21 protein-coding genes are annotated in these 25049 nt (G+C 63.7%); 8 read left to right on the top strand and 13 right to left on the bottom strand.

Features of this window, described 5'->3' with window-relative positions; translation table 11 throughout:
- The first annotated feature begins 118 nt into the window (after positions 1–118).
- Positions 119–1522 carry a MipA/OmpV family protein gene (locus AC1DUR_RS11195; RefSeq protein ID WP_477721619.1) on the top strand — a complete coding sequence of 468 codons (1404 nt, stop codon included), beginning with the start codon at positions 119–121 and terminating at the stop codon, positions 1520–1522.
- Positions 1523–1653: 131 nt separating this feature from the next.
- Here AC1DUR_RS11195 and glxR read toward each other — a convergent pair whose 3' ends face one another.
- From glxR to gcl, 3 genes are read right to left on the bottom strand one after another with little or no spacing between them, the layout of a single operon-like run.
- Positions 1654–2583 carry a 2-hydroxy-3-oxopropionate reductase gene (glxR, locus tag AC1DUR_RS11190; RefSeq protein ID WP_477721618.1) on the bottom strand — a complete coding sequence of 310 codons (930 nt, stop codon included), beginning with the start codon at positions 2581–2583 and terminating at the stop codon, positions 1654–1656.
- Positions 2584–2622: 39 nt separating this feature from the next.
- The gene (gene hyi / locus AC1DUR_RS11185; protein WP_477721617.1) at positions 2623–3402 is read right to left on the bottom strand and encodes a hydroxypyruvate isomerase; all 780 of its coding nucleotides are present in this window, start codon (positions 3400–3402) and stop codon (positions 2623–2625) included.
- A 50-nt stretch (positions 3403–3452) separates the two neighbouring features.
- On the bottom strand, positions 3453–5249 hold the full coding sequence (gcl, locus tag AC1DUR_RS11180) for a glyoxylate carboligase (RefSeq protein ID WP_477721616.1): 1797 nt from the start codon (positions 5247–5249) through the stop codon (positions 3453–3455).
- Positions 5250–5393: 144 nt separating this feature from the next.
- On the opposite strand from gcl, the gene AC1DUR_RS11175 reads away from it, so the two are divergent.
- Positions 5394–6302, top strand: coding sequence for a LysR family transcriptional regulator (locus AC1DUR_RS11175; protein ID WP_477721615.1), 909 nt, complete (start codon positions 5394–5396; stop codon positions 6300–6302).
- Between the two features lie 51 nt (positions 6303–6353).
- On the opposite strand, the gene mnmA is transcribed toward AC1DUR_RS11175, so the two are convergent.
- From mnmA to AC1DUR_RS11145, 6 genes are all read right to left on the bottom strand, one after another.
- On the bottom strand, positions 6354–7553 hold the full coding sequence (gene mnmA, locus AC1DUR_RS11170; RefSeq protein WP_477716332.1) for a tRNA 2-thiouridine(34) synthase MnmA: 1200 nt from the start codon (positions 7551–7553) through the stop codon (positions 6354–6356).
- A 72-nt stretch (positions 7554–7625) separates the two neighbouring features.
- A complete protein-coding gene (locus tag AC1DUR_RS11165; protein ID WP_477716331.1) occupies positions 7626–8975 on the bottom strand; it encodes a class-II fumarase/aspartase family protein in 1350 nt (449 codons plus the stop codon).
- Positions 8976–9016: 41 nt separating this feature from the next.
- On the bottom strand, positions 9017–9841 hold the full coding sequence (locus tag AC1DUR_RS11160) for an HpcH/HpaI aldolase/citrate lyase family protein (protein ID WP_477716330.1): 825 nt from the start codon (positions 9839–9841) through the stop codon (positions 9017–9019).
- A 2-nt stretch (positions 9842–9843) separates the two neighbouring features.
- Entirely contained in the window at positions 9844–11025 is a 1182-nt protein-coding gene (locus AC1DUR_RS11155) for a CaiB/BaiF CoA transferase family protein (protein WP_477716329.1), read from the bottom strand.
- 24 nt (positions 11026–11049) lie between these two features.
- Complete coding sequence (locus tag AC1DUR_RS11150) at positions 11050–11907, bottom strand: HTD2 family dehydratase (RefSeq protein WP_477716328.1); 858 nt, start codon at positions 11905–11907, stop codon at positions 11050–11052.
- 34 nt (positions 11908–11941) lie between these two features.
- On the bottom strand, positions 11942–12967 hold the full coding sequence (locus AC1DUR_RS11145) for a Bug family tripartite tricarboxylate transporter substrate binding protein (RefSeq protein ID WP_477716327.1): 1026 nt from the start codon (positions 12965–12967) through the stop codon (positions 11942–11944).
- Between the two features lie 110 nt (positions 12968–13077).
- Here AC1DUR_RS11145 and AC1DUR_RS11140 point away from each other — a divergent pair, with 110 nt between their 5' ends.
- A complete protein-coding gene (locus tag AC1DUR_RS11140; RefSeq protein ID WP_477716326.1) occupies positions 13078–14001 on the top strand; it encodes a LysR family transcriptional regulator in 924 nt (307 codons plus the stop codon).
- 3 nt (positions 14002–14004) lie between these two features.
- Here the strand turns inward: AC1DUR_RS11140 and dctA are convergent, their stop codons facing one another.
- Both dctA and AC1DUR_RS11130 read right to left on the bottom strand, forming a co-directional pair.
- Entirely contained in the window at positions 14005–15321 is a 1317-nt protein-coding gene (gene dctA, locus AC1DUR_RS11135) for a C4-dicarboxylate transporter DctA (RefSeq protein ID WP_477716325.1), read from the bottom strand.
- 80 nt (positions 15322–15401) lie between these two features.
- Positions 15402–17432, bottom strand: a complete 2031-nt coding sequence (locus AC1DUR_RS11130) for a 4-oxalomesaconate tautomerase (protein WP_477716324.1) — start codon at positions 17430–17432, stop codon at positions 15402–15404.
- Positions 17433–17683: 251 nt separating this feature from the next.
- Here AC1DUR_RS11130 and AC1DUR_RS11125 point away from each other — a divergent pair, with 251 nt between their 5' ends.
- A complete protein-coding gene (locus AC1DUR_RS11125; RefSeq protein WP_477716323.1) occupies positions 17684–18145 on the top strand; it encodes a LysR substrate-binding domain-containing protein in 462 nt (153 codons plus the stop codon).
- A 118-nt stretch (positions 18146–18263) separates the two neighbouring features.
- Here AC1DUR_RS11125 and AC1DUR_RS11120 read toward each other — a convergent pair whose 3' ends face one another.
- On the bottom strand, positions 18264–18773 hold the full coding sequence (locus AC1DUR_RS11120; protein ID WP_477716322.1) for an NUDIX hydrolase: 510 nt from the start codon (positions 18771–18773) through the stop codon (positions 18264–18266).
- Positions 18774–18853: 80 nt separating this feature from the next.
- Positions 18854–19912, bottom strand: a complete 1059-nt coding sequence (locus tag AC1DUR_RS11115) for a LysR family transcriptional regulator (protein ID WP_477716321.1) — start codon at positions 19910–19912, stop codon at positions 18854–18856.
- A 150-nt stretch (positions 19913–20062) separates the two neighbouring features.
- Here AC1DUR_RS11115 and AC1DUR_RS11110 point away from each other — a divergent pair, with 150 nt between their 5' ends.
- The 4 genes from AC1DUR_RS11110 to AC1DUR_RS11095 all read left to right on the top strand — a co-directional run bounded on the left by AC1DUR_RS11110 (position 20063) and on the right by AC1DUR_RS11095 (position 24887).
- The gene (locus AC1DUR_RS11110) at positions 20063–21595 is read left to right on the top strand and encodes a CoA-acylating methylmalonate-semialdehyde dehydrogenase (protein WP_477716320.1); all 1533 of its coding nucleotides are present in this window, start codon (positions 20063–20065) and stop codon (positions 21593–21595) included.
- A gap of 323 nt (positions 21596–21918) precedes the next feature.
- The gene (locus AC1DUR_RS11105; RefSeq protein ID WP_477716319.1) at positions 21919–23034 is read left to right on the top strand and encodes a Re/Si-specific NAD(P)(+) transhydrogenase subunit alpha; all 1116 of its coding nucleotides are present in this window, start codon (positions 21919–21921) and stop codon (positions 23032–23034) included.
- Between the two features lie 105 nt (positions 23035–23139).
- On the top strand, positions 23140–23466 hold the full coding sequence (locus AC1DUR_RS11100) for an NAD(P) transhydrogenase subunit alpha part 2 (protein ID WP_477716318.1): 327 nt from the start codon (positions 23140–23142) through the stop codon (positions 23464–23466).
- Positions 23463–24887 (top strand): NAD(P)(+) transhydrogenase (Re/Si-specific) subunit beta, encoded by a 1425-nt coding sequence (locus AC1DUR_RS11095; RefSeq protein WP_477716317.1) that lies wholly within the window; start codon positions 23463–23465, stop codon positions 24885–24887. The genes AC1DUR_RS11100 and AC1DUR_RS11095 overlap by 4 nt, the downstream gene beginning before the upstream one ends.
- Positions 24888–25049 lie beyond the last annotated feature (162 nt).

The raw sequence follows: 25049 nt of genomic DNA, 5'->3' as shown, positions 1-25049 counted from the left end.
TCGCCGATAGCATGTAGGCAATGAATTTCAAGGTCAGTCAAGGTCAGTCAGGGTCAGTCAGGGTCGGCTTGCTGCTTTGAAGCTTGGGCATCAAAAATCTTCAAAAACAAGATCAACGATGAAAAGCATCTTACTTTCGCGCATTTTTTGGGGCACGGCTTTGGTGGTGGCTGGTTTGTCGGCCATGGTGCCCGCCCGTGCGGCCCCTGACCTGGAGCCGCTGACGAATATCCTGTCGACCCCCGGCAGTGCCGGACTCGGCCTCGTCACCCGCGTCGAACGCTCGCCCTACCGGGACGGCGGCACCCGCTACGACTTGTTGCCGCTTTATCTGTACGAGGGCGAGCGGCTGTTTCTGCATGCCAACCGGGTCGGCGTGAAAATGCTCAACGGCAGTGAGCAGCGGCTGGACCTGTTTGTGGAGCAGCGCCTGGAGGGCTTCCCGGCGAATCGGCTGCCCGCCGGGCTGGCCGGCATGGCGACCCGTGACTCCGGCCTGGACGGCGGCCTGTCTTACCGCTATCGCCAGCCCTGGGGCACGCTTCAGGCCGAGTTGCTGCATGACATCGGCAACACCTCCAAGGGAAGCGAGTTTCGCCTGGGCTACACCTATGACTGGCGCTCCGGGCCCTGGATGCTGCGCCCCAGCGTGACCTTGGCGCTGCGTGATGCCAAGCTCAACAACTATTACTACGGTGTGCGAGCCAGTGAGGCCACGCCCGACCGCCCAGCCTATTCGCCGGGTGCCGGCATCAACACCTCGATGGGCTTGTATGGCTCTTACGATGTATCGGAACGCTGGCGCCTGCTGGCTGGCGTGTCCGCCACGGTGCTGAGCCGCAAGGCGAAGGACAGCCCCATTGTGCAGAAAAGCGTGCTGCCCGCTGTCTATGTAGGCGCAGCCTATGACTTCGGCGGCCACAAGCGTGAGTGGGCCGAAGACGGCTCGCCCACGTACTTCAAGCTGCTCTATGGCAAATCAACGGAAGACGGCTGCCACCTGGTCAAGATCCTCACGGCACGCTGCCTGTCAACGGCCAGCAACAACGCGACCAGCATTGCCGGCATTCAGGTCGGCAAACCCTTCATCCGCAACGTCAATGGCTGGCCGCTTGATTTTGTCGGCTATGTGGGCCTGACGCAGCACAACGAACGCGGACTGCAGGCCAATGGGGCGCAACTGGACCTCTTCATGAAAGCCGTCTACTCCGGCTTTCCGTGGAGCGACCGGGTCAAGACACGCCTGGGGTTCGGCGTGGGCCTGTCCGCGGCGCAACGGGCGCCTTATATCGAGGCCTCCAGCCAGGCCGCTGCCGGGAAAACGGCTTCGCGCCTGCTCAACTATCTGGACCCGACAATTGATGTGAGCCTGGGCGACCTGCTGGGCTCGCGCACGCTGAAAGATACCTATATCGGTTTCGGGGTGTCGCACCGCTCCGGCATTTTTGGCGCGTCACGCCTGCTGGGCAGCGTCAACGGCGGCTCCAACTACATCTACACTTATGTCGAGACGGCGCTTTGAGAGCGGCCTGGTATCTGAAGCAATAGTCAGTGGTTAGTAGTCAGTAGTGAGTAGCGAGTAGCGGTTGGGGAACGTCATTGCCGGGGCGCAAGATGCCATCCAGTTGACGGCTTCCTGCGCGGCCCGCCCCATCATTCCGCCTTTTGCCCGATCTCGAAGTTGGCCAGCTTCTCCAGTGCGCGAACCATGGCCGAATGGTCCCAGGCTTTGCCGCCGTGGGCCACGCAGGAATTGAAGAGTTCCTGGGCCGTGGCGGTGTTGGGCAGCGAGACGCCAAGCGCGCGGGCGCTGGACAGGGCCAGGTTCAAATCCTTCTGGTGCAGCTCAATGCGAAAGCCGGGGTCAAACGTGCGTTTGACCATGCGTTCGCCATGCACTTCCAGGATTTTTGACGAGGCGAAACCGCCCATCAGGGCCTGGCGCACACGCGCCGGATCGGCACCGGCGCGGGCGGCAAACAGCAGCGCTTCGGCCACGGCCTCGATGTTGAGCGCGACGATGATCTGGTTGGCGACCTTGGCGGTCTGGCCATCGCCGTTGCCGCCCACCAAGGTGATGTTTTTGCCCATGAGGTCAAACAGCGGCTTGATGCGCCCGAACACCGCCTCGTCGCCGCCCACCATGATGGAGAGTGTGGCATTCTTGGCGCCGACTTCGCCGCCCGAGACCGGCGCATCGAGGTAATCGCAGCCCAGCGCGTTGATCTTTTGCGCAAAGGTTTTGGTCGCAATCGGCGAGATGGAACTCATGTCCACCACGGTTTTGCGTGCGGCGCCCGATGAGGGGGTGGGCATGGCGAGCCCGCTGGCCACGCCTGTCTCGCCGAACAGCACGGCTTCCACATCGGGCGTGTCGGGCACCATGATGATGATGACGTCGGCGCGCTCGGCCACGCCGCGGGCGTTCAGGCACTGGGTGGCGTTGCTGTTGGCAATGCTGGCGGGCAGTTTGGCCTGCGAGAACACAAACAGCTGGTGGCCTGCGCTGATCAGGTGGCCCGCCATGGGCGCGCCCATGATGCCGAGGCCGATAAAACCGATTTTCAGGGGTTGGGAAGTCATCAAAAAGTCCTTGTCGAAAACTTGTCAAAAAAATGGAGGTCAGGCGGCCAGGCGTTCGCGCCAGCCGAGGCCCGCTTCCGTGGTGCCCGCAGGCTTGTATTCGCAGCCAATCCAGCCGTCGTAGCCGATGCGGTCCAGGTGGGCGAACAGAAAGGCGTAATTGATCTCGCCCGTGCCCGGCTCGTTGCGGCCCGGGTTGTCGGCCAGCTGGATGTGGCCAATGCGCGGCAAATGCTTTTGCATGGTCGCTGCCAGTTCGCCCTCCATGCGCTGTGCGTGGTAGATGTCGTATTGCACGAAGGCGTTGTCGGCCCGCACTTCGTCCAGTATTTCGAGCGCCTGCGCCGTGCGGTTCAGGTAAAAGCCCGGGATGTCAAAGGTATTGATCGGCTCTATCAGCAGCTTGAGACCCGCCTTCTTCAGCGCGCCCGCCGCATGGCGCAGGTTGTCCACAAAGGTTTTCCGCAGCAGCGCGTTGTCGACACCCGCGGGCGCCTTGCCCGCCAGGCAGTTGAGCTGGCGCACGCCCAGGGCCTGGGCATAGGTGATGGCCTGTGCCACGCCGGCGCGAAACTCCTCGACGCGATCCGGATGGCAGGCGATGCCGCGCTCGCCGGCCTCCCAGTTGCCGGCCGGCAGGTTGTGCAGCACCAGCTTCAGGCCGTGGCGGTCCAGCCTGGACTTGATGTCTTCGATGCTGAAGGCATAGGGGAAAAGAAACTCCACGGCCTTGAAGCCGGCTTTCGCAGCAGGCTCAAAGCGGTCGAGGAACGCATGCTCGGTGAAGAGCATGCTGAGGTTGGCAGAAAATCTTGGCATGTCTTGTCTATGGGTGGGTATGGGTCGTTGAAAACTGCGTTGCCGCGGCATTACTCCAGCAGGCCGGCCAGCTCCAGGCCCTCGCGGCCCTTGGGATGGCGGCAGTCAATGTCTTCAAACTCGTTGACCTTGTCGATTTCGGTGCCCATCGCAATGTTGGTGACTTTTTCCAGGATCACTTCCACCACCACCGGCACCCGGTATTTGCGCGCCATGGCCTGGGCCTCGACCATCGCCGATTCAATTTTCTCGGGGTCCGTGACGCGCAGGGATTTGCAGCCCAGGCCTTGCACGACGGCCTGGTGATCGACGCCGTAGCTGCGCAAATCGCCTTCGCCTGCCGGCACGTTCTGGTTTTCAAAGGCCAGCTGCACGCAGTAGTCCATGTCGAAGCCGCGCTGGCTCTGGCGAATCAGGCCCAGGTAGCTGTTGTTCACCAGCACCTGTACATAAGGCAGGTTGAACTGCGCACCGACGGCCAGCTCTTCCATCAGGAACTGGAAGTCGTAGTCGCCTGACAGGCCCACTACCGTGCGCGTCGGGTCAGCCGCCACCACGCCCAGCGCGGCCGGAATCGTCCAGCCCAGCGGGCCGGCCTGGCCGCAGTTGATCCACTGGCGCGGCCCGTAGACGTTGAGGAATTGCGCGCCGGCAATTTGCGACAGGCCGATGGTCGTCACATAAATCGTGTCGCGCGGAAACACCTTGTTCATCTCCTCGTACACCCGCATCGGCTTGATCGGTGTCTCGGTGAAGTGCGACTTGCGGTGCATCAGTTTCTTGCGCTCGGCGCAGCGTGCGGCCCAGTCGCTATAGTCCCGCAGCCGCTTGGCGGCCTTGCGCTCGCGGGCCACCTCCACCAGCAGCGTCAACGCGGCCTTGGCATCGCTGACGATGCCGAAGTCGGGGTTGAACACGCGGCCGATCTGCGTCGGCTCGATGTCGACGTGGACAAAGGTGCGGCCCTTGCAATACACCTCGGGCGAGCCGGTGTGGCGGTTGGCCCAGCGGTTGCCGATGCCGAACACGAAGTCACTGGCCAGCATGGTGGCGTTGCCGTAGCGGTGGCTGGTCTGCAGGCCGCACATGCCCGCCATCAGCGGATGGTCGTCGGGAATGCTGCCCCAGCCCATCAGCGTGGGAATCACCGGCACGCCGGTCAGCTCGGCGAACTCGACCAGCAGGTCGGTCGCATCGGCATTGATGATGCCGCCACCGGCGACGATCAGCGGCTTGGAGGCGGCGGCCAGCATGTCCAGCGCCTTTTCGATCTGCTTGCGGCTGGCGGCCGGCTTGTAGACCGGCAGCGGCTCATAGGTATCGATGTCGAATTCGATTTCGCCCATCTGCACGTCGAACGGCAGGTCAATCAGCACCGGGCCGGGCCGGCCCGAACGCATCAGGTGAAAGGCCTGCTGGAAGGCGCGCGGCACCTGGGCCGGCTCGCGCACCGTCACGCTCCACTTGGTCACCGGCTTGGAAATCGATTCGATGTCCACGGCCTGAAAGTCTTCCTTGTAGAGCCGCGCCCGCGGCGCCTGGCCGGTGATGCACAAGATCGGAATGCTGTCGGCAATGGCCGAGTAGAGCCCGGTGATCATGTCGGTGCCGGCCGGACCGCTGGTGCCTATGCACACGCCAATGTTGCCGGCCTTGGCGCGGGTGTAGCCCTCGGCCATGTGGGAGGCGCCTTCCACGTGACGCGCCAGGATGTGGGTAATCGACTGGCGCTCGCGCAGCGCGGCGTACAGCGGGTTGATGGCCGCGCCCGGCACGCCAAAGGCCTGGGTCACGCCTTCTTTTTCCATCACGAGCACGGCGGCCATTGCAGCCTTCATTTTTGCCATTGAGAGTCTCCTTGGGGTGGCTTTGAACTGGCTTGATGGTCGCCCGCCTGCCGCTTGCGCGGAAGCCCCAAGGCATGCATTACGGTTATTCCAGAATGGAATAAAGTCTCCCGAGCAGGGCCTGGTCGTGGTCTACTTCAGGCCATGGACCGGATTCAAGCCATTCAACTTTTCATCCGCGTGGTGGACCTCGGCTCTTTCAGCAAGGCCGCGGCCGACGTGGGCATCGGGCAGCCGTCGGCCACCAAGCTCGTGGCCCAGCTGGAAAAACAGCTGGGTTCCCGCCTGTTGCACCGCTCGACGCACGGCGTGACGCCCACCGAAATTGGCGCGCTGTACTATGAAAAATGCAAGCTGATCGCGCACCACATCGAGGAGGCCGAGACGGTGGCCGCCCTGCTGCAGTCGCAGGTGCAGGGCGGCTTGCGCATCAGCACGTCGGTCGCCTTCGGCCGGCGCGTGCTGGTGCCGCTGGTGATGCGCTTCATGAAGCTGCATCCCCAGCTGCAGATCGAGCTCAATTTCGAGGACCGCTATGTCGACCTGGTCGAGCAGGGCATCGACGTCGCCATCCGCATGGGGCCGCTGGCCGATTCAACGCTGGGCGCCCGTTATCTGGGGGGCAATCCGTGGGTGCTGGTCGCGTCGCCCGAGTACCTTGAAAAGCGTGGCGAGCCTTCGGTTCCGGCGGACCTGGCGGCCCACGAGGCCCTGATCTACAGCACCGTGCAGGGCGATGCCCGCTGGCACTTCACGGGCACCGACGGGCTGACGCTGCCGGTGCCGGTCAAGGGCCCGCTGCGCTCCAACAACCTGTCGGCGCTGCTGGCGGCGGCGCGGGGCGGCATGGGCGTGGCAGCCCTGCCCCGGTATGTGGCGCACAAATCCATCCGCAGCGGCGTGTTGATGCCGCTGCTGACGGACTGGACGCTGCCCCAGCAGGAGATCCATGCGGTCTATCCCTCACCGCAGCTGGTGCCCACCAAGGTCAGCGGCTTCGTGGCCTGGCTGCAGGGGCAATTCGGGGAAGCCTGGTGGGCTGACGAGCAGTAAACCGCGATATAGCCATAGCGGGGCGCTGAGCGGTTAATCGGGCCAGGCGCGTTATTTGATCAAGAGTTCCGGCGTTGACCGGCCCGGCGCGGTGTTCTGCACGTTGCTGGTCGTGATCACGCCGCCGCCCAGGCAGACATCGCCCTGGTAGAGCACGGCCGACTGCCCCGGCGTCACGGCCCATTGGGGCTCGGTGAATGCCAGTTCGCAATGCGCCGTCGTTGCGCCGCGCAGCTCGCAGGTGGCGTCCACCTGCCGATAACGGGTCTTGGCGGCCATGAGGCCCGGTGCCGGCGCGGTGCCTGCCACCCAGCTGCAGTCCTGGGCGCTCAGGGTCGTGGACTGCAGCCATGGATGATCGTGGCCCTGCACCACCCACAAGGTGTTGCTCTCCAGGTCCTTGCGGGCGACAAACCAGGGCTCATGTTCACCGACGCCGCGCTGCCCGCGCGCCTGGGCGGCCTTGAGTTCTGCGCCTCTGGCCTTCACACCGCCTATGCCCAGGCCCTGGCGCTGGCCCAGGGTGTAAAAAGACAGGCCCACATGCTCGCCCAGCACGCGGCCCCTGTCATTTTTGATAGCGCCGGGCGCCTTGGCGATGTAGCGGTTCAGGAATTCGCGGAAGGGTCGTTCGCCGATGAAGCAGATGCCGGTCGAATCTTTTTTCTTCGCGTTCGGCAGACCGATCTCGTCGGCAATGCGCCGCACTTCCGTCTTGTGCAACTCGCCCACGGGAAACAGCGTTTTGGAAAGCTGTGCCTGGTTCAAACGGTGCAAAAAGTAGCTCTGATCCTTGGCCGGATCCAGGCCTTTGAGCAGTTCGTGCAGTCCGGTGCTTTCATTTCTGCGAACCCTGGCGTAGTGACCCGTGGCGATCTTCTCGGCGCCCAGGCGCATCGCGTGGTCCAGGAAGGCCTTGAACTTGATCTCGGCGTTGCACAGGATGTCGGGGTTGGGCGTGCGGCCGGCCTGGTACTCGCGCAGGAACTCGGCGAACACCCGGTCCTTGTAGTCGGCGGCGAAATTGACATGCTCGATCTCGATGCCGATCACATCGGCCACGGCCGCGGCGTCCACGAAGTCGATGTTGGAGGAGCAGTACTCGCTGTCGTCGTCATCTTCCCAGTTTTTCATGAAGATGCCGATGACCTCATGGCCCTGCTTTTTGAGCAGGTAAGCCGTCACCGCGGAGTCCACGCCGCCGCTCAAACCCACCACCACCCGTTGTTTCGTTGTAGATACTTCGCCCATGGGCGTGATTATCCCCGGGGTCCGAAGGCCGGGCTGGTGTGCGGTTTTTGGGGGTGGGCTGTTCAGCCCCGTTCAGGATTTGAGGCTGGCCAGCACCCGGTCCACCATGACCCCCGCCTGGCCCAGGTTGTTCATCGGGTCGCAGAACGAAGCCAGTTGCTCGCGCGTCACATGCTTGTTGATTTCCGGATGCTCGGCCAGCAGGTCGATCAGCGGACGCTTTTCCTTCAGCGCCGCGCGGCAGATGTCATAGACCAGGTCATGGGCATATTCGCGGCCGATGTAGGGGCCCAGTCCCATCATGACGGCCTCGGACATGACCAGCCCGTGCGTGAGGTCGATGTTGTGCCGCATCTGGGCCGCATCCACTTCCAGGCCCGCGAGGATGAACTTCGCCTGCTTCAGCGCGCCGGACATCAGGCAGAAAATTTCCGGCATCGCGACCCATTCGATTTCCCACGGGCCGGTCGAGCGCTCGTGGTCGGCCACCATGGCATCCATCAGGGAGGCGGCCAGCTGGCGCACGACCGAGATGTTGGCGTGGATGTAGAGGCAGGAGATCGGGTTGCGCTTTTGCGGCATGGTGGACGATGAGCCGCGCCCCGGCGCAAAGGGCTCGTAGACCTCGGCCACTTCCGTCTGCATCATCAGCTTGACGTCCATCGCGATCTTGCCGAGCGAGCCGCCGACCAGCCCGAGGAAGGTGCCGACTTCGGCGAAGTTGTCGCGCACCGTGTGCCATGAAATCAGTGGCTGGCCCAGGCCCAGCTCCTTCATCAGCCCGGCCTGGGTTTCCATCGCGCCTTTTTCCAGCGAGGACAGGGTTCCCGACGCACCGCCAAACTCACCGACCAACACGCGGGGCTTGAGCTGCTGCAGGCGTTCGCGATGGCGTTCAATGCCCGCCAGGATGCTGGCCATTTTGTAGCCAAAGGTGATGGGCGTCGCCTGCTGCAGGTTGCTGCGGCCGATGACGGGCGTGTTGCGGTGCGTGCGGGCCAGGTTGGCGAGGGCCGCCGAGATGTCTTTCAGGTCTTCCTCGACCAGTGCCAGGCCCTCGCGGATTTGCAGCACGGCGGCCGTGTCGGTGATGTCCTGCGTCGTGGCACCCCAGTGGCAGTATTCGCCCAGCTTGTCCCTGCAATTGGCATTGATCTGGTTGACCACCGCGATGATGGGGTAGCCGATCTGCTCGGTCTTGGCTTTCAGCTGGGCCCAGTCAATCTGGCTGAGTTCGCAGTGCTTCACGATCTCTTCAGCGGCCTCGCGCGGGATGATGCCGAGCTCGCCCTGCACCTTGGCGAGCGCACGTTCGATGTCGAGGTACTTGGCGGTGCGGTTTTCGTCAGACCAGACCTGGCGCATTTTGGCGTCGCTGAACATGTCGCCGAAAATTCTGGAATCAATGATGCTTGCGGGCATGGGGTTCTCCGTTTGGATTGATGCTTTTTGGGGGCCTGGACTTAATTCGTTCGGGCTGCTTGTGCAACGATGCGCTCAGCTTTCAGGACGATTGGGCGGTCCACCATTTTGCCGTCCACCTGTATTGCGCCGCCGCCAGACGTATTCCAGGCTTGCAGTACACGCTGCGCCCAGGCCAGTTCCTGGGCACTGGGCGCGAGGGCGGTACGCACCACAGCCACTTGCGAAGGGTGAATGCACATCTTGGCGCCGAACCCCAAAGTGCGAGCGTTCGCCATGTCGGTGGCCACGCGCGTGGCGTCGAGATCAGGCGTGACGCCGGCTACGGGCGATCCAATGCCTGCAGCGCGCGAGGCGATGGCAATTTGTGCGGCAGCGAACTGGAGTGCCAGGCTGCCTGCGGGAATATCCAGGTCCGCCATGTAATCCAGTGACCCAAAGGCCAGCCGCGTCACGCCGGGCGCTGCGGCAATCTCATGCAAGGCCACCACGCCGCGTGCGGTTTCAATCAGCGGCAGCACGGTTGCATCCTTGGGTAAACAGGCCAGCACCGCAGCGACCTGATTGGGTGTTTCGCATTTCGGCAACATCACGCAAAGCGCTCGCACCGTGCTGACCAGCGTTAGATCGTCGGCATGCCAGGGGGTGGCAGCATCATTGATGCGTATCAGCACCCGCTCGCGCGGTGCATCGCTTGCAGCCATCCATTCCCCAATCGCGGTGCGAGCCGCCGCTTTGCATTCGGGCGCTACAGCGTCTTCCAGGTCGATGATGATGCGGTCCGCGCCCGAGGCCAGCGCCTTGGCGAAGCGCTCGGGCCGGTTGCCGGGCACGAATAGGTAGGTCAGGGCTTCGTAGGCAGGCATAGTCACACGACACCTTCGGCGCGAAGCCCGGCAATGCGCTCTGCGCTGTAACCATGGTGGCCCAGGATCGCATCGGTGTGCTGGCCCAGCGCGGGCACGGCATCCATGCGTGGCGCGCCGTGTTGCCATGAGCCCGGCGGCAGCAGGGCAGGGATGGGTCCGGCGGGTGTTGCCACCTCACGCCAGCGCCCCCGCGCCTTGAGTTGCGGGTGCGCCCAGACCTCGCTCATGGTGTTGACCTGCGCGTTGGCAATGCCGGCCTGCTCCAGCCGTTGCGCCACCTGCTCGGCCGTGAGTTTTGAAAAGGCTTCGCTGATCAAGGCAGAGAGCACGGCTCGCTCTGCGCTGCGCTTGGCGTTGCCTGAGAAGCGTTCGTCGCTGGCCAGCGCGGGCTGCAACAAGACCTTTTCGCAAAACACTTTCCACTCGCGCTCGTTTTGCAGACCCAGCATCACCGTCTTGTCATCACCGGCCGGAAAGGGGCCATAGGGGTAGATGGTGGCATGGCTGGCGCCGGTGCGTGGTGGCGGGGCCGCGCCCTCAAAGGCGTAGTACAGCGGGTAGTTCATCCACTCGGTGAGAGATTCGAGCATGGACACGTCGATGCGCTGGCCCTCGCCGGTTTGCTGGCGGTGCATCAGCGCCGCCAGAATGTTGGTGTAGGCGTACATGCCTGCCGCAATGTCGGCGATCGAGGGACCGGCCTTGGCAGGGGTGTCCGGCGTTCCGGTGACAGACACAAAGCCCGCTTCGCTTTGGATCAACAGGTCGTAGGCCTTTTTGTCGCGGTAGGGCCCATCGCCGCCATAGCCCGAGATGTCGCAGACGATGATGCCGGGCTTGAGTTGGGACAGCGCTTCGTAGGACAGGCCCAGCCGTGCCGCGGCGCCGGGCGCCAGGTTTTGCACCACCACGTCAGCTTCTTCCCGGATCAGGCGCAGCAGGATTTTTTGCGCCTCGTCATGCTTCACATCGAGCGTGAGGCTTTCCTTGGAGCGGTTGGTCCAGACGAAATGCGAGGCCAGGCCGCGCACGCGCTCGTCGTAACCGCGCGCAAAGTCGCCCACGCCGGGGCGCTCAATCTTGATGACGCGTGCGCCGAGGTCGGCCAGCTGGCGCGTGGCGAATGGGGCCGCAATCGCGTGCTCCAGTGTGACGACGGTAATGCCTTTGAGTGGTTGCATAAGGAGTGTCTGACCAGTCTTGATTTAGGCGAGTGTTGCGGTGGCATCCATCGTGAGCCAGCCTTCATGGTCGCGGGCCCACAGACGCACGGTTTTGCCATCAGTTGACGGTTGGCCGTGGACAGAAAAAGGGTGGATGTCAAAGGTCGGACGTACGGCTTTGAACTCAAAGCGCAGCACCTTCGCCTGCGGCTGCTGGCGGCGCAGCAAATCCATCAGCAGCGTGGCGATCAGGGGCCCGTGCACGATCAGGCCCGGATAGCCTTCGACCTCGGTGACATACTTGCGGTCATAGTGGATGCGGTGGCCGTTGAAGGTCAGCGCCGAGTAGCGAAACAGCAGCACGTCGTCGGGCACGATGCGCCGCTCCCAGGCGGACACAAGCGGTGCGGCCTGCGGCGGCGGTGGCACGTCGTCGGGGGTCGGCGCAGCGCGGTAGACGATATTGTGGTGCTCGGTCAGCGCCACGGCCGCCGCCCCATTGCGACGGATCTCGTGACGCACGCGCACAAAAATCAGGTTGCCCGTGCGGCCCGACTTTTCCTTTACGTCGGCAATGGTGGACGTGCGGGTCAGCGTGTCGCCAACCAGCAGCGGCTCATGAAACTCAAAGTCGCTGCCCGCCCACATGCGGCGCGGCAGTGGAACGGGTGGCAGAAAGCCACCACGTTTGGCATGACCATCCGCCCCGATTTCCGACTGCGGATAGATGGGCAGAAAGTACAGCCAGTGCCACAGGCTGGGCAGCGGCGTGCCGGGCGCTGGGCGAAGTGAGCCGGACGCAGTGGGCCAGTCCAGCGTGGCGGACAGCGCTGCGTAAGGTGTGGCGGTGGCGATGTCTTCCACCGTTTCGCTGCGGCCAATCCAGTTTTGCAAGGTCATGAAAATTCCTTAAGTGACTTTCCTGAGCTGCCGTTTATTCGACTTTGATCTTGGCTGTGGCGACAACACCTTTCCAGCGCGTGACTTCTTTCTGTACCAGGGTTTTCAACTGCTCGGGTGTGCCGGTTTCGACTTCTGCGCCCTGGTCCTCGATTTTTTTCTGCACCGCCTTGTCGGCCAGCACACTGTTCATTTCGCGGTTGAGCCGGTCGATCACGGCCTTGGGCGTTTTTGCGGGTGCGAACATGGCGTACCACTGTGACATGCTAACGTTGGCTATGCCTTGTTCGGCCAGCGTGGGCACATCGGGCAATACGGCCGAGCGCTTGTCGCCGGCAATACCCAGCGCCTTGAGTTTGCCGCCCTTGACTTGCGGGTAGGCCGTGAACAGGCTGGGGAACATGAACTGCGTGTTGCCCGCAATGGTGTCCACAACCGCAGGCGCAGAGCCTTTGTAAGGAACGCTCACCACGTCCAGCCCGGCAGACAGTTTGAACAGCTCACCGGCAATGTGGGGCGCGGTGCCGTTGCCGGCCGAGGCATAACTGAAGCTGCCCGGCTTGGCCTTGATCAGTTGTACCAGTTCCTTCGCATTTTTTGCGGGCACGGCGTTGTTGACAACCAGCACGGTGGGGGAGGCCGCCACCATGCCGATGGGCTCGAAATCGGTCACCGGGTCGTACTTGAGTTTTTGCAGCGCCGGGTTGATGCCGTGGGTGGCGATATAGCCGAACATGATGGTATAGCCATCGGGCGCGGCGCGCGCCACGAACTCGCTGGCAATGGCGCCATTGGCGCCGGCCTTGTTCTCAACAATGACAGCCTTTCCAAGCCGCGTGCTGAGGCCTTGTCCGATGATGCGCGCCATCGCGTCGTTGGCGCCACCGGCAGCGGTGGGCACCACAATGGTGACGGTTTTTTCGGGCCAGGCTTGTGCCAACACCTGGCCGCAAGCCGTGGCGAGCAGCGCCATGGAAAGCCCGGTCAACCAGGGCGTGAAGGGCATTGATTGCCTGGAAGGCGTCAATGAGAGCGGCCGGGCGGCGTATGGATGCGGCATGGGAGTCTCCTGTGGGTTGGCTTCGGATCAAGAGGCTGACCCGTGCTGTGGACTTGATCATCCGGATATCCTGCTTGCATGTAAATTGCAATTTTTGCTACGATTGCTGCATGGCGCGCATTAATTTTGATTTGCAGCAATTGCAGGCTTTTGTCGCCGTGGCGGATCGAGGCAGCTTTCGCGCTGCAGCGGATCACATCAATCTGTCGGCCCCGGCGTTGAGCCGGCGCATCGACAAACTCGAGACCATCCTGGGCGCCCGCCTGTTCAACCGCACCACGCGCGAGGTTGAGCTGACGCCCCTGGGCCGTGTTTTCCTGGAGCGCGCCCGCACCGCGCTGGACGACCTGGAGTCGGCCGTGCTCGGTATTGCCGACATCGCCACCCACCGGGGTGGGCGCGTGACGGTAGCCTGCGTGCCGTCGGCTGCCTTGTATTTTTTACCGACGGTGGTGAACAGTTTTGCCCAGCACTATCCCGGCATCCGTGTGCGGGTGGTGGATGAGACGATGAACCAGGTGCTGCAAAGCGTGCTGTCGGGCGAATCTGACTTTGGCATTGGCTTCATGAACACACTGGTACCGGAGATTGCATTCGAGTCCATTCACAACGACCCGTTTGTGTTGGCGATGCCGCGCAAACACCGGCTGGCCAGGCGTAAATTTGTGAACTGGGTCGACGTGGAGACGGAGAGCCTGATTGCTGTGGCCCGCAGCAGTGGCAACCGCCAGTTGCTGGACGATTCACTGACCAAGGCCGGTTTGAACCCGAGCTTCGCGTTCGAGGTCAGCCACGTCGCGACCTTGCTCGGCATGGTGGAGGCTGGTCTGGGTTTGGCGGCTGTGCCCCGCATGGCGCTGGCTGCCACGCATCCCACCCTGGTGGGCGTGCCCCTGCGCCAGCCACAGACTGTGCGCAGGGTGGGGCTGTTGACGCGCCATGGCGTCAGCCTGCGGCCCGCGGCGGAGATGTTTCGCCAGCATCTGCGTACAGCATTGAAGACCCGTAAATCGGCCGCCGTCGATCCGGCTTGAATGCTAGGACTGTGTTACACCACCGGGTAGCGGGACGGGTCCTTCCTGCTGCTCCTCCACCTCTGCATACCCTTGCGCCAGTTCATGCAACAGCACGTCGTTGTTACAGGCACGCTCCCATTTCGCAACCACGATGCACGCGACCGCATTGCTGATGGTGCTGGTGAGCGCCCGTGCCTCCGACATGAAGCGGTCGATGCCAATAATGAGCGCGACACCCGCCACCGGCAGGTCGGGCATCACGGTGAGTGTGGCCACCAGCGCGACGAAGCCGCTGCCCGTGACGCCGGCGGCACCCTTGGAGGTCAGCAGCATCAGGCCCAGCATCCCGGCAATCTGTCCCCACGAAAGGTGGATGTCGCAGGCCTGTGCAATGAACATGGATGCCAGCGTAAGGTAGATGGCGGTGCCGTCGAGGTTGAAGGAGTAACCGGTTGGCAGCACGAGGCCGACCACGCCTTTTTTGCAACCCAGGCGCTCAAGCTTCATCAGCAGCCGCGGCAGCACCGGCTCGCTGGATGAAGTGCCGAGTACCACCAGCAGTTCCTCGCGGATGTAGCGCATCAGCTGCCACAGCTTGAATCCATGGGTGTGGGCCAGCAAACCGAGCACCACGACGACAAAAAAGATGCAGGCGACGTAGAAGGTGCCGATCAACAGCCCCAGCGAGCCGATCGACTTGATGCCATAGCGTCCGACCGTGAAGGCCATGGCACCGAATGCACCCAGTGGGGCCACGCGCATGATCAGGCCGAATGCGGCGAAAAGCATGTGCGCGAAGCTGTCAATGCCGTCGAGCACGACTCTCCCCGCGCGGCCGATGTGCGTCAGGCCGAAGCCGCACAGCACCGCGAGCAACAGCACCGGCAACACTTCGCCCTCGGCGAAGGCGCCGAAGAAGGAGGCAGGAATGATGTGCAGCACGAAGTCAACAAAGCCCATCGGTGCACCTTTGCTGAATCTGGCGGCCACGGTCGCGTCCAGCGTTTTGGCGTCGATGTGCATGCCGGCGCCGGGCTGCAGCATGAATACGGCAGCGAGTCCGGTGAGCAGCGCCAGTATGGTCAGCACGTAAAACAGGCCCATGGACTTGAGCAGGGTCTTGCCGATCTCTTTTGATTCGCCCAGCGATGTGATGCCGCTGACGATGGTGCAAAAGACGATCGGCGCGATCATCATTTTGACGAGCTTGACGAAGCCGTCGCCCAGCGGCTTGAGTGCCGCGCCCAACTCTGGCCAATAGTGGCCTACGGTGATGCCGAGCAGCAGGCCGATCAGCACCTGGATGTACAGCAATTTGAGGAGCTTGGCGGGTTTCATGGTTTGTCTCCTGGTATCTTTCAAATCATTCAAACTTCAGTGGTCAGGGCAGTGCATGCCCGGGTGGGTCTGTCGGCGGGCTACTCGGCCAGCGGTGTCTCGGCCCGAAGGCCCACCAGTTGCACCACCTGTTGCCACTTTTGCCGCTCGGCAATCAGCAGTTGCTGCAGCGCTGCCGGGGTGCTGGTCTGCACATGCGCTCCGTCGGCCCCAAAGCGGGCGATGATTTCCGGGTCCTGCAACACGGTGTTAAGGGCTTGGTTCAGGTGCGTGACGACTGCCGGCGGTGTTTTGGCAGGCGCAAACAGGGCGTACCACTGGGTCAACTCGATTTTCGTCACACCCGCCTCGGCCAGGGTCGGCACATCGGGCAGGCCGGGCAGGCGCGCCGGTCCAGCCACCGCCAGCGCCCTGAGCTTGCCGCTGCGCAAATAAGGCTGGGCGGTAAAAAGGCTGGGGAACATCAGCTGGGCGTTGCCGCGTACCGTGTCGGCAATGGCCGGGGCAGCGCCGGGATAGGCCATGCCGTGCAGCATGGCGCCGGTGTGGAGCTTGAACAGTTCGGCGGCCAGATGCGGTGCCGTGCCTTCGCCGGCCGAGGCATAGCTGAAGCGGTCGGGCTGGGCCTGAATCAGGGCGACCAACTCCGCCACGCTATGCGCCGGAAGGTTGGCATGGACGACCAGTAACGTGGGCGAATAGCCGACCAGGCCGACCGGCGAAAAGTCGGCCACGGGGTCGTAGCGCAGCGCCTGCAATGCCGGGTTGATGCCGTGGGTGGCAATGTAGCCAAACATCAGGGTATGGCCGTCGGGCTGGGCATGCGCCACATATTCGCTGGCAATGCTGCCATTGGCCCCGGCGCGGTTGTCCACCGTCACGGCCTGGCCAAGCAAGGGGCCGAGTTTGCGCGTCAGCGTGCGGGCCATGGTGTCGTTGCCGCCGCCGGCGCTGGTGGGCACGATGATGAGGATGTCTTTGCTGGGGAATGGCCTGGCCACCTCGGTGCTCGCTGTGGGCTCCGGGCTGGACCTGGGGAACACATAGTCGGGCAGGTGCAACTCGCCCTGCATGATTTTCCGGGCGGTACGCACCAGCGCGGCACGCTGTATCGTGGCGTGCTGCCCCTGGCCTTCCAGCTCGACTTCAATGTCAATTTGCCCGGCCGGGTGCAACACCGTCAGCGGGTGTTTGCCAGGCGGCCTGGTCATGCCGCTGGCGACGGTGCCGGGCAAGGCGAAGGCGGTTGCCACGCCGATAGCACCGGTGACGGCATGCGACGCATGGCAGCGCCGAGGTGTGAAGTAGCGCGAGGTGATGCTGAGCGGGCCATCGCCGGCGCTGACCAGCACCGGCTTCGGAATCACGCTGCCCGACACATCGCCCAGGCCCATGCGGGCGCCGGCAATGCAGCGCAGTGTCTCGATCCGCTCCATCAGCGCCGTATTGGCATCCAGCTGTGCAGGCCGCTCGCGCCCCGTCAGGCCCAAGTCACTGGCACGCAGGATCATCAGGGGCATGGCAGCGTCAATGCAGGTGAGTTCCAGGCCATCGATTACATCAATGCGCTGCCCGGTCGGGAACAGCTTTCCGGTGACCGCGCCCCAGGCGTCCAGAAAGTTCAATAAAATCGGGGCGGCGGTCCCGGCCACGCCATCAATGCGGGCATCGCCTTCGTAACTGACCCGTCCGCCGGGCGTGCAGACGGTGACGTCTATGCGGGCACCCGTATTGACGTTGAAAATCCGTGCCGTGGTGTGGCCGTTCTGCGCCGGGATCAAGCCCTGCTCAATGGCAAACGGGGCGACGCCGGACAACATGTTGCCGCAGTTGGGCCGGGTGTCTACCGACTGGTGACCGACGCCAACCTGGGCAAACAGGTAGTCCAGATCGCAACCGGGCTGGCTGGAGCGTGACACGATGGCGACCTTGCTGTTGAGCGTGCTGCCGCCCCCCAAACCGTCGAGCTGCAACGGGTCCGATGCGCCTATCGCGCCAATCAGGGCCTGGTCGCGGGCTTCATCGCCCTCGGGCAGCCATTCCCGCAAAAAGAAGGGGCCGCGCGAGGTCCCGGCACGCATCAGGACGCAGGGTATTTTTCGGTTCAGCATGGCGGGTCTTCGGGCCACCGGCATTTAAAAGCGGTGATTGGTTTCAACATCTGGTTTCCTTTGTATGGCTGGGCCCGATGCTCCCGCCGTTTCAGGTGAAGGGTGTCGCCAATTGCATTGCCACTACGGCGAGCACGCACAAGGGCTTTGATGACAGGCGCATTGTTCGCAAGTGGTGCTGCGTTGTAAATTGCATTTTTTGAATATATTGGTGCGTCGCGTGCACCAATCACCGCGCATGGACGGTGGTGATGGTGGTCAGCTTCATGGGCAGCCCGGTGCCCGGCGTGAAGTTTGACCCCCTACATACCGACTCTTTCGTGCAGGCTTTGTGCCGCGAGCACCCGCTGGCGACGCGCAAGACCCTGGCCTGGGCGGAGCTGGAGAGCGAGCGGCTGATTGCGGTGGCGCGCTCCAGCGGCAACCGCCAGTTGCTGGACGATGCGCTGGCCAAGGCCGGCGTCAACCCGTCCTACCGCTTTGAAGTCAGCCATATCGCCACGCTGCTGGGCATGGTGGAGGCGGGGCTGGGCCTGGCCGTGGTGCCGCGCCTGGCGCTGCCGCCCACGCATCCGGCGCTGGTCGGCGTCGCACTGCGCCGGCCGTCGGTGTCCCGGGTGTTGGGCCTGGCCACCCGCCGCGGTGCGGCCCTGCGCGCGCCGGCGAGCATGTTTCACGACTACCTGCGCGCCGCGCTCAAGGCACGGCGCTGAGCGCATCGGCTTGCTGTCCCGGCTGTTCCGACTGTCCTAGCTGTCTTGCGGGCGTATCGGACGCGCCGGGATGAGGAAAATAATCGCCCTTGAACTCCGATAAAACGAGCGTGGGTAGCTATGGATTTTCTAGCAAAACTGAAGGGTCCGTGGTGACGATGTCCAGCGGGTAACGCCTTCCGGCCAGATAGTCTTCCATGCAGGTCAGCAGCAGGGGGCTGCGGTGCAGGTGGGTGCAGGCCCTGATCTCGTCGGCGGTGAGCCATACCGTGCGCACAATGCCTTCGTCCAGTGCTTGGCCGGGCACGTGTTCGCCCAGTTCTCCGCAAAACGCAAAGCGCAGGTAGGTGATGTCCAGCGGCGTGACGCGTCCGGCCGCGGCCTGCTCAAAGCGCGAAAGGTAGATGCCGACGATGGCCGTGGGCTTGAAATGAAAGGCGGTCTCTTCCAGGGTTTCGCGGGCGCAGGCCTGCTCGGGGCTCTCCCCGGGATCCAGGTGGCCCGCAGGATTGTTCAGCCTCAGGCCGTCCCGGGTCTGCTCTTCCACGAGCAGGAATTTCCGGACGCCGCCGAAATCGCGTTCAATCACCGCAGCGACCGTGACGCTGGGTTTCCATCGTTTGTTCATGGGGCGATTATCCGTGCCCCCCGTACCCCCCGTGTTCCCGTCCCGCCGCGGTGAACCCCTGGCCGGCAAGCTGCTCCGGATCAGCTTCTGGCCGGAGGCTGGCCACCCGCCACGCCGGCAAACCCCTGGGCAAAACTCTGGCGCAGGTGTTCGACAAAGCACTGGACGGCCTTCGGCACCTGCGGCGACCAGGGCCGCAGGGCATAAATGCGTTCGCCAAAGAATCCCTGCGCCTGCCAGTCGGGCAGCACCTGCACCAGCGCCGGATGTTTTTCGCGGGCCGCGCGCCGCGCTGGGCCGCCCCGAGCAAGCGCAGCCCCCTCGGGGGGCAGCGTATTACACGAGGTGAAAAGCGTGGGGGCACATCCTTCCGGCAGGCTGAAGTCGGGCAGCAGGCCTATGCCCAGGCCGGCCAGTAGGGCGTCCCGCAGCACTTCACTGTTGTTCGCCTTGAGCGTGCCGGTAATGGTCACGCCCACCCGTTCGTCCGATTTTCGTTTGGTGTTGCGCACAAACGTCCAGCTGCCGGCATGGCTGCCGCCCAGGTACAGCAGGCAGTCGTGCGAGGTCAGCTCGGACGGGTGCGACGGCGTGCCCCGCCGCGACAGGTAGTCGGGGCTGGCGAGCAGGAACGAGCGCGTTTCGCACAGCACCCAGGCCACATGGGTTTCGGGCGGCGCATTGGTGTGCCGGATGGCCAGGTCAAAGCCTTCGTTGGCCAGGTTCACAAAGCGGTCGGTCAGCTCCAGCTCGATGTGAATGTCGGGAAAGCGTTTCAGGAAGGCGGCGACGCAGGGCGCGAGGTGCTGGCGCCCCAGCGCCACCGGTGCGGTGACCCGGATCAGTCCGCGCGGCGTACCGACGAGGTCCCGGACCGCCGTATAGCTCTCGCTGATCCGGTTGAACGCCGGCTGCATTTCATTGACCAGTTGCTGGCCCGCCTCGGTCAGGCCGACGGAGCGCGTGGTCCGGCGCACCAGCGAGACGCCGGCGGCGCGCTCCAGCTCGCTGATGCGCGTGCTGGCCGAGGCCTTGGAGACGCCCAGGCGGCGTGCCGCCTCGGTGAAGCTGCGGGTGGCCGCCAAGACCGTCAGGAGGTGAAGGTCGGCCACAAGCGGGGAGAGCTGGTCAGATGACATGGCGAGGCTCCATTGATTGACATTGTTCAGAAATATGAACAATGTAATCAGTAAACAGGGCATTATCAAATCGGGCGGAGAGTCTTAGACTTCGTTCAAGCCTCCCATCAACGCCCAGACTTGGCCGAATCAGGCCTCAAAGGATTGCACATGTCTTTATCTCCTTCAGCAAGCGCTCCGCAAGCGATCGGCCACTACCTCAACGGACGCATCACCGCGGGTGCGTCCGGCCGCAGCCAGGAAGTCTTCAACCCCGCCACGGGTGCCGTGTCGGGCCACGTGGCGCTGGCCAGCCCGGTGGACGTGGACACGGTGGTCGCCGCCGCGCAGGCTGCCTTTCCCGCCTGGGCCGACACGCCGCCGATACGCCGCGCCCGCGTCATGTTCCGGTTTCTTGAGTTGCTCAACGCGAACAAGGACAAGCTGGCCCACATGATCACCGCCGAGCACGGCAAGGTGTTCACCGATGCCCAGGGCGAAGTCTCGCGCGGTATCGACATCGTGGAATTCGCCTGCGGCATCCCGCAGCTCCTGAAAGGCGACTTCACCGACCAGGTCTCCACCGGCATCGACAACTGGACGCTGCGCCAGCCGCTGGGTGTGGTGGCCGGCATCACGCCGTTCAACTTCCCCGTGATGGTGCCCATGTGGATGTTCCCGGTGGCCATTGCCGCCGGCAACAGCTTCATCCTCAAGCCCAGCCCGATCGACCCCAGCCCCAGCCTCTTCATGGCGGAGCTGCTCAAGCAGGCGGGATTGCCTGACGGGGTGTTCAACGTGGTGCAGGGCGACAAGGAGGCGGTCGATGCGCTGCTGGTGCACCCCGATGTCAAGGCCGTGTCTTTCGTCGGCTCGACGCCGATTGCCAACTACATCTATGAAACCGGCGCCCGGCACGGCAAACGCGTGCAGGCCCTGGGCGGCGCCAAGAACCACATGGTGGTGATGCCGGATGCGGACCTGGAGCAGGCGGTGGACGCGCTGATCGGCGCGGGCTATGGCTCGGCCGGTGAGCGCTGCATGGCGATTTCCGTGGCGGTGCTGGTGGGCAACGTGGCCGACAAGCTCATTCCCATGCTGCAGGCGCGCGCCAAAACACTGGTCGTCAAGAATGGGGTGAACCTTGATGCGGAAATGGGCCCCATCGTCACGGCCGCGGCGCACCAGCGCATCACCGGCTACATCGACCAGGGTGTCAAGGAAGGCGCGAAACTGCTGGTGGACGGACGCACCTTCACCGGCGCCAGTGCGGGGCCTGGATGTGACCAGGGCTTCTGGATGGGCGGCACGCTGTTTGACCATGTGACCCCCGACATGCGCATCTACAAGGAAGAAATCTTCGGCCCGGTGCTGGGCTGCGTGCGCGTGAAGGATTTTGCCGAGGCAGTCAACCTGATCAACGCCCATGAGTTTGGCAACGGCGTGAGCTGCTTTACCCGCGACGGCCACGTGGCGCGCGAGTTCAGCCGGCGCATCCAGGTCGGCATGGTGGGCATCAACGTGCCGATTCCGGTCCCCATGGCCTGGCACGGTTTTGGCGGCTGGAAGAAAAGCCTGTTTGGCGACATGCATGCCTACGGGGAAGAGGGCGTGCGCTTTTACACCAAGCAAAAGTCCATCATGCAGCGCTGGCCCGAGAGCATTGGCAAGGGCGCAGAGTTTGTGATGCCGACCGCGAAGTAGGCGGCGCTGGCGGCCTGGCTGTGGCCTGCGGCGTTCCGCAGGCCGCATGTCCTGCTTGTCTTGCCTGTCCTGGCCGTCAAACCAGTTCTCTCCAACGCGTGGGCCGGGCTGTTGCCGGGCCTGCGCCCGCGTGGAGGTGTGCGAGATGGGCGGGGCGGAGTGGGTGGGGGTGTGGCGTGCCCGCATCAAAAAACTGTAGACTGCCCGGGCAAAAAATTCAGAAATCTCATGTAAGCTTGCCGACAGGTTTAAATTCCCTGTCAGGCTCCTGGGTGAGCTGAAGTAAATCGCGCCAAAAAAACTAATCCACTGAGGAGAGACCCATGCTGATTGGGGTACCTGCCGAAATCACGGCCGGAGAGACACGCGTTGCCATCACGCCGGAAACGGCCAAAAAGCTCAAGGCTCAGGGGCACACCGTTCGCGTCCAGTCCGGCGCCGGCGTCGCAGCCAGCGTGCCAGACGATGCCTACACGGCGGTGGGGGTCGAGATCACCGACGCCGCGGGTGCCTATGCGGCTGACATCGTGCTCAAGGTGCGCTGCCCGGTGGACGGCGAAATGGCGCATGCCAAGGCCGGCGGCGTGTTGGTCGGCATGCTCAACCCCTTTGATGCGACCGGCCTGCAGCGGCTGGCCGCCGCGGGGCTGACCTCCTTTGCCCTGGAAGCAGCGCCGCGCACCAGCCGGGCCCAAAGCATGGACGTGCTGTCTTCGCAGGCCAACATTGCCGGCTACAAGGCCGTGATGATGGCCGCTGAACAGTACCAGCGGTTTTTCCCCATGCTGATGACCGCGGCCGGCACGGTCAAGGCGGCGCGCGTGGTGATCCTGGGTGTTGGTGTCGCCGGGCTGCAGGCCATTGCCACGGCCAAGCGCCTGGGCGCCGTGATCGAGGCCAGCGACGTGCGCCCCAGCGTCAAGGAGCAGGTCGAATCCCTCGGCGCCAAATTCATCGACGTTCCCTATGAAACCGACGAGGAGCGCGAGGCCGCCGTCGGCGTGGGCGGCTATGCCAAACCCATGCCGCCCAGCTGGCTGGAGCGGCAAAAGGCCGAAGTGGCCAAACGCGTGGCCCAGGCCGATGTGGTCATCACCACCGCCCTGATTCCGGGCCGCCCCGCCCCCGTGCTGGTGACCGAAGAGATGGTGAAAGCCATGAAGCCCGGCAGCGTGATTGTTGATCTGGCGGCGCCGCAGGGCGGCAACTGCCCGCTGACCGAGCCCGGCCGGACCGTCATCAAGCACGGCGTGACGCTGATCGGCCAGACCAATGTGCCGGCACTCGTGGCGGCCGACGCCAGCGCGCTCTACGCCCGCAACCTGATCGACTTCCTCAAGCTCATCATCACGAAAGAGGGGGCTCTGAATGTCGACCTGGAAGACGACATCGTGGCGGCCTGCCTGATGACGCAGGGCGGTGAAGTCAAGCGCAAGTAGGCTCTGGCGGCAACGCCAGCAAGAAACAAAACCATTTCGGGATCAATCGGGCCAGCCGGGCCACACCAGTCTCAAGCCCGGTACCGCCACCTCACGGAGAAGACCATGGATGCAGTGTCACCCACCATCATCAACCTGATTATTTTTGTCCTGGCCATCTACGTGGGTTACCACGTGGTCTGGACCGTGACACCCGCCCTGCACACGCCGCTGATGGCCGTCACCAATGCCATTTCGGCGATCGTGATCGTCGGCGCCATGCTGGCCGCTGCACTGACCGAAACGCCGCTGGGCAAAACCATGGGCGTGCTGGCCGTGGCGCTGGCGGCCGTCAACATCTTCGGCGGCTTTCTGGTGACGCGCCGGATGCTGGAGATGTTCCGCAAGAAAGAAAAGAAAGTGGTCGCGCCCGCCGAAGGAGCCGCCAAATGAGCATGAACCTCGTCACGCTGCTGTACCTGGTGGCCTCTGTTTGCTTCATTCAGGCACTCAAGGGCCTGTCGCACCCCACCAGCTCCATCCGCGGCAACCTGTTCGGCATGGTGGGCATGGCCATTGCCATGCTGACCACGGCGGCGCTGATCGTCGAAATCTCGGGCGGCAAGGCCCTGGGCATGGCTTATGTCCTGGTGGGCCTGGTGGTCGGCGGGGGTTATGGCGCCTGGCGCGCCAAGACGGTCGAAATGACCAAGATGCCCGAGCTGGTCGCCTTCTTCCACAGCATGATCGGCCTGGCCGCGGTCTTCATCGCCGTGGCCGCCGTCGCCGAGCCCTACGCCTTTGGCATCGCGGCCAAAGGCAGCCCCATCCCCACCGGCAACCGGCTGGAGCTGTTCCTCGGCGCGGCCATTGGCGCCATCACCTTCAGCGGCTCGGTGATCGCCTTCGGCAAACTCTCGGGCACTTACAAGTTCCGCCTGTTCCAGGGCGCGCCGGTGCAGTTTGCCGGCCAGCACAAGCTCAACCTGGTGCTGGGCCTGCTGACCATCGGCCTGGGGCTGGTGTTCATGTTCACGGGCAGCTGGCCAGCCTTTTTCGCGATGCTGGCGCTGAGCTTCGTGATGGGCGTGCTCATCATCATCCCCATCGGCGGCGCCGACATGCCGGTGGTGGTGTCCATGCTCAACAGCTATTCGGGCTGGGCCGCGGCCGGCATCGGTTTTTCCCTGAACAACTCGATGCTGATCATTGCCGGCTCGCTGGTCGGCTCGTCGGGTGCGATTCTCTCGTACATCATGTGCAAGGCGATGAACCGCTCCTTCTTCAACGTGATCCTGGGTGGCTTCGGCGGCGAGGCGGGCACTGCCGTGGCCGGCGCCAAAGAGCAGCGCCCGGTCAAGTCCGGCTCGGCCGATGACGCCGCCTACATCCTGGGCAACGCCGAAACCGTGATCATCGTTCCCGGCTACGGGCTGGCGGTGGCGCGCGCGCAGCATGCGGTGAACGAGCTGGCCGAAAAACTCATTCACAAGGGCGTCAACGTGAAGTACGCCATTCACCCGGTGGCCGGCCGCATGCCGGGCCACATGAACGTGCTGCTGGCCGAGGCCGAGGTGCCCTACGACCAGGTGTTCGAGATGGAAGACATCAACGGTGAGTTTGGGCAGGCCGACGTGGCGATCATTCTGGGTGCCAACGACGTGGTGAATCCGGCCGCGCTCACCAAGGGCAGCCCGATCTACGGCATGCCTATCCTCGAGGCGTACCGGGCCAAGACCGTCATCGTCAACAAGCGCTCCATGGCTGCCGGCTACGCTGGCCTGGACAACGAGTTGTTCTACATGGACAAAACCATGATGGTGTTTGGTGACGCCAAGAAGGTGATTGAGGACATGGGTAAGGCGATTGAGTAAACAGGCCAGCAAACGGACGAGAAAAAAAACGGGCGAATAAAAAACGGATTGTGGCCACACGGGGGCCATCCATGCCGGCTCCGGACAGCGAGGGGTTCCTCCTTCGCACCTGCTGGATGAAGGGCGCCAAGGCCCCCGGATTAGAGGGCTTCCCCTTCTGAT

This window comes from Polaromonas sp. P4_F4 (assembly GCF_056401355.1).
Note: the sequence above shows the minus strand (reverse complement) of the source record. Positions and strands in the feature narration are given on the sequence as shown.

What these genes read in the sequence shown, in the direction of transcription:
- AC1DUR_RS11195 (WP_477721619.1), top strand. Translation starts at nt 119, where the DNA reads ATGAAAAGCATCTTACTTTCGCGCATTTTTTGGGGCACGGCTTTGGTG.
- glxR (WP_477721618.1), bottom strand. Translation starts at nt 2,583, where the DNA reads ATGACTTCCCAACCCCTGAAAATCGGTTTTATCGGCCTCGGCATCATG.
- hyi (WP_477721617.1), bottom strand. Translation starts at nt 3,402, where the DNA reads ATGCCAAGATTTTCTGCCAACCTCAGCATGCTCTTCACCGAGCATGCG.
- gcl (WP_477721616.1), bottom strand. Translation starts at nt 5,249, where the DNA reads ATGGCAAAAATGAAGGCTGCAATGGCCGCCGTGCTCGTGATGGAAAAA.
- AC1DUR_RS11175 (WP_477721615.1), top strand. Translation starts at nt 5,394, where the DNA reads ATGGACCGGATTCAAGCCATTCAACTTTTCATCCGCGTGGTGGACCTC.
- mnmA (WP_477716332.1), bottom strand. Translation starts at nt 7,553, where the DNA reads ATGGGCGAAGTATCTACAACGAAACAACGGGTGGTGGTGGGTTTGAGC.
- AC1DUR_RS11165 (WP_477716331.1), bottom strand. Translation starts at nt 8,975, where the DNA reads ATGCCCGCAAGCATCATTGATTCCAGAATTTTCGGCGACATGTTCAGC.
- AC1DUR_RS11160 (WP_477716330.1), bottom strand. Translation starts at nt 9,841, where the DNA reads ATGCCTGCCTACGAAGCCCTGACCTACCTATTCGTGCCCGGCAACCGG.
- AC1DUR_RS11155 (WP_477716329.1), bottom strand. Translation starts at nt 11,025, where the DNA reads ATGCAACCACTCAAAGGCATTACCGTCGTCACACTGGAGCACGCGATT.
- AC1DUR_RS11150 (WP_477716328.1), bottom strand. Translation starts at nt 11,907, where the DNA reads ATGACCTTGCAAAACTGGATTGGCCGCAGCGAAACGGTGGAAGACATC.
- AC1DUR_RS11145 (WP_477716327.1), bottom strand. Translation starts at nt 12,967, where the DNA reads ATGCCGCATCCATACGCCGCCCGGCCGCTCTCATTGACGCCTTCCAGG.
- AC1DUR_RS11140 (WP_477716326.1), top strand. Translation starts at nt 13,078, where the DNA reads ATGGCGCGCATTAATTTTGATTTGCAGCAATTGCAGGCTTTTGTCGCC.
- dctA (WP_477716325.1), bottom strand. Translation starts at nt 15,321, where the DNA reads ATGAAACCCGCCAAGCTCCTCAAATTGCTGTACATCCAGGTGCTGATC.
- AC1DUR_RS11130 (WP_477716324.1), bottom strand. Translation starts at nt 17,432, where the DNA reads ATGCTGAACCGAAAAATACCCTGCGTCCTGATGCGTGCCGGGACCTCG.
- AC1DUR_RS11125 (WP_477716323.1), top strand. Translation starts at nt 17,684, where the DNA reads ATGGTGGTCAGCTTCATGGGCAGCCCGGTGCCCGGCGTGAAGTTTGAC.
- AC1DUR_RS11120 (WP_477716322.1), bottom strand. Translation starts at nt 18,773, where the DNA reads ATGAACAAACGATGGAAACCCAGCGTCACGGTCGCTGCGGTGATTGAA.
- AC1DUR_RS11115 (WP_477716321.1), bottom strand. Translation starts at nt 19,912, where the DNA reads ATGTCATCTGACCAGCTCTCCCCGCTTGTGGCCGACCTTCACCTCCTG.
- AC1DUR_RS11110 (WP_477716320.1), top strand. Translation starts at nt 20,063, where the DNA reads ATGTCTTTATCTCCTTCAGCAAGCGCTCCGCAAGCGATCGGCCACTAC.
- AC1DUR_RS11105 (WP_477716319.1), top strand. Translation starts at nt 21,919, where the DNA reads ATGCTGATTGGGGTACCTGCCGAAATCACGGCCGGAGAGACACGCGTT.
- AC1DUR_RS11100 (WP_477716318.1), top strand. Translation starts at nt 23,140, where the DNA reads ATGGATGCAGTGTCACCCACCATCATCAACCTGATTATTTTTGTCCTG.
- AC1DUR_RS11095 (WP_477716317.1), top strand. Translation starts at nt 23,463, where the DNA reads ATGAGCATGAACCTCGTCACGCTGCTGTACCTGGTGGCCTCTGTTTGC.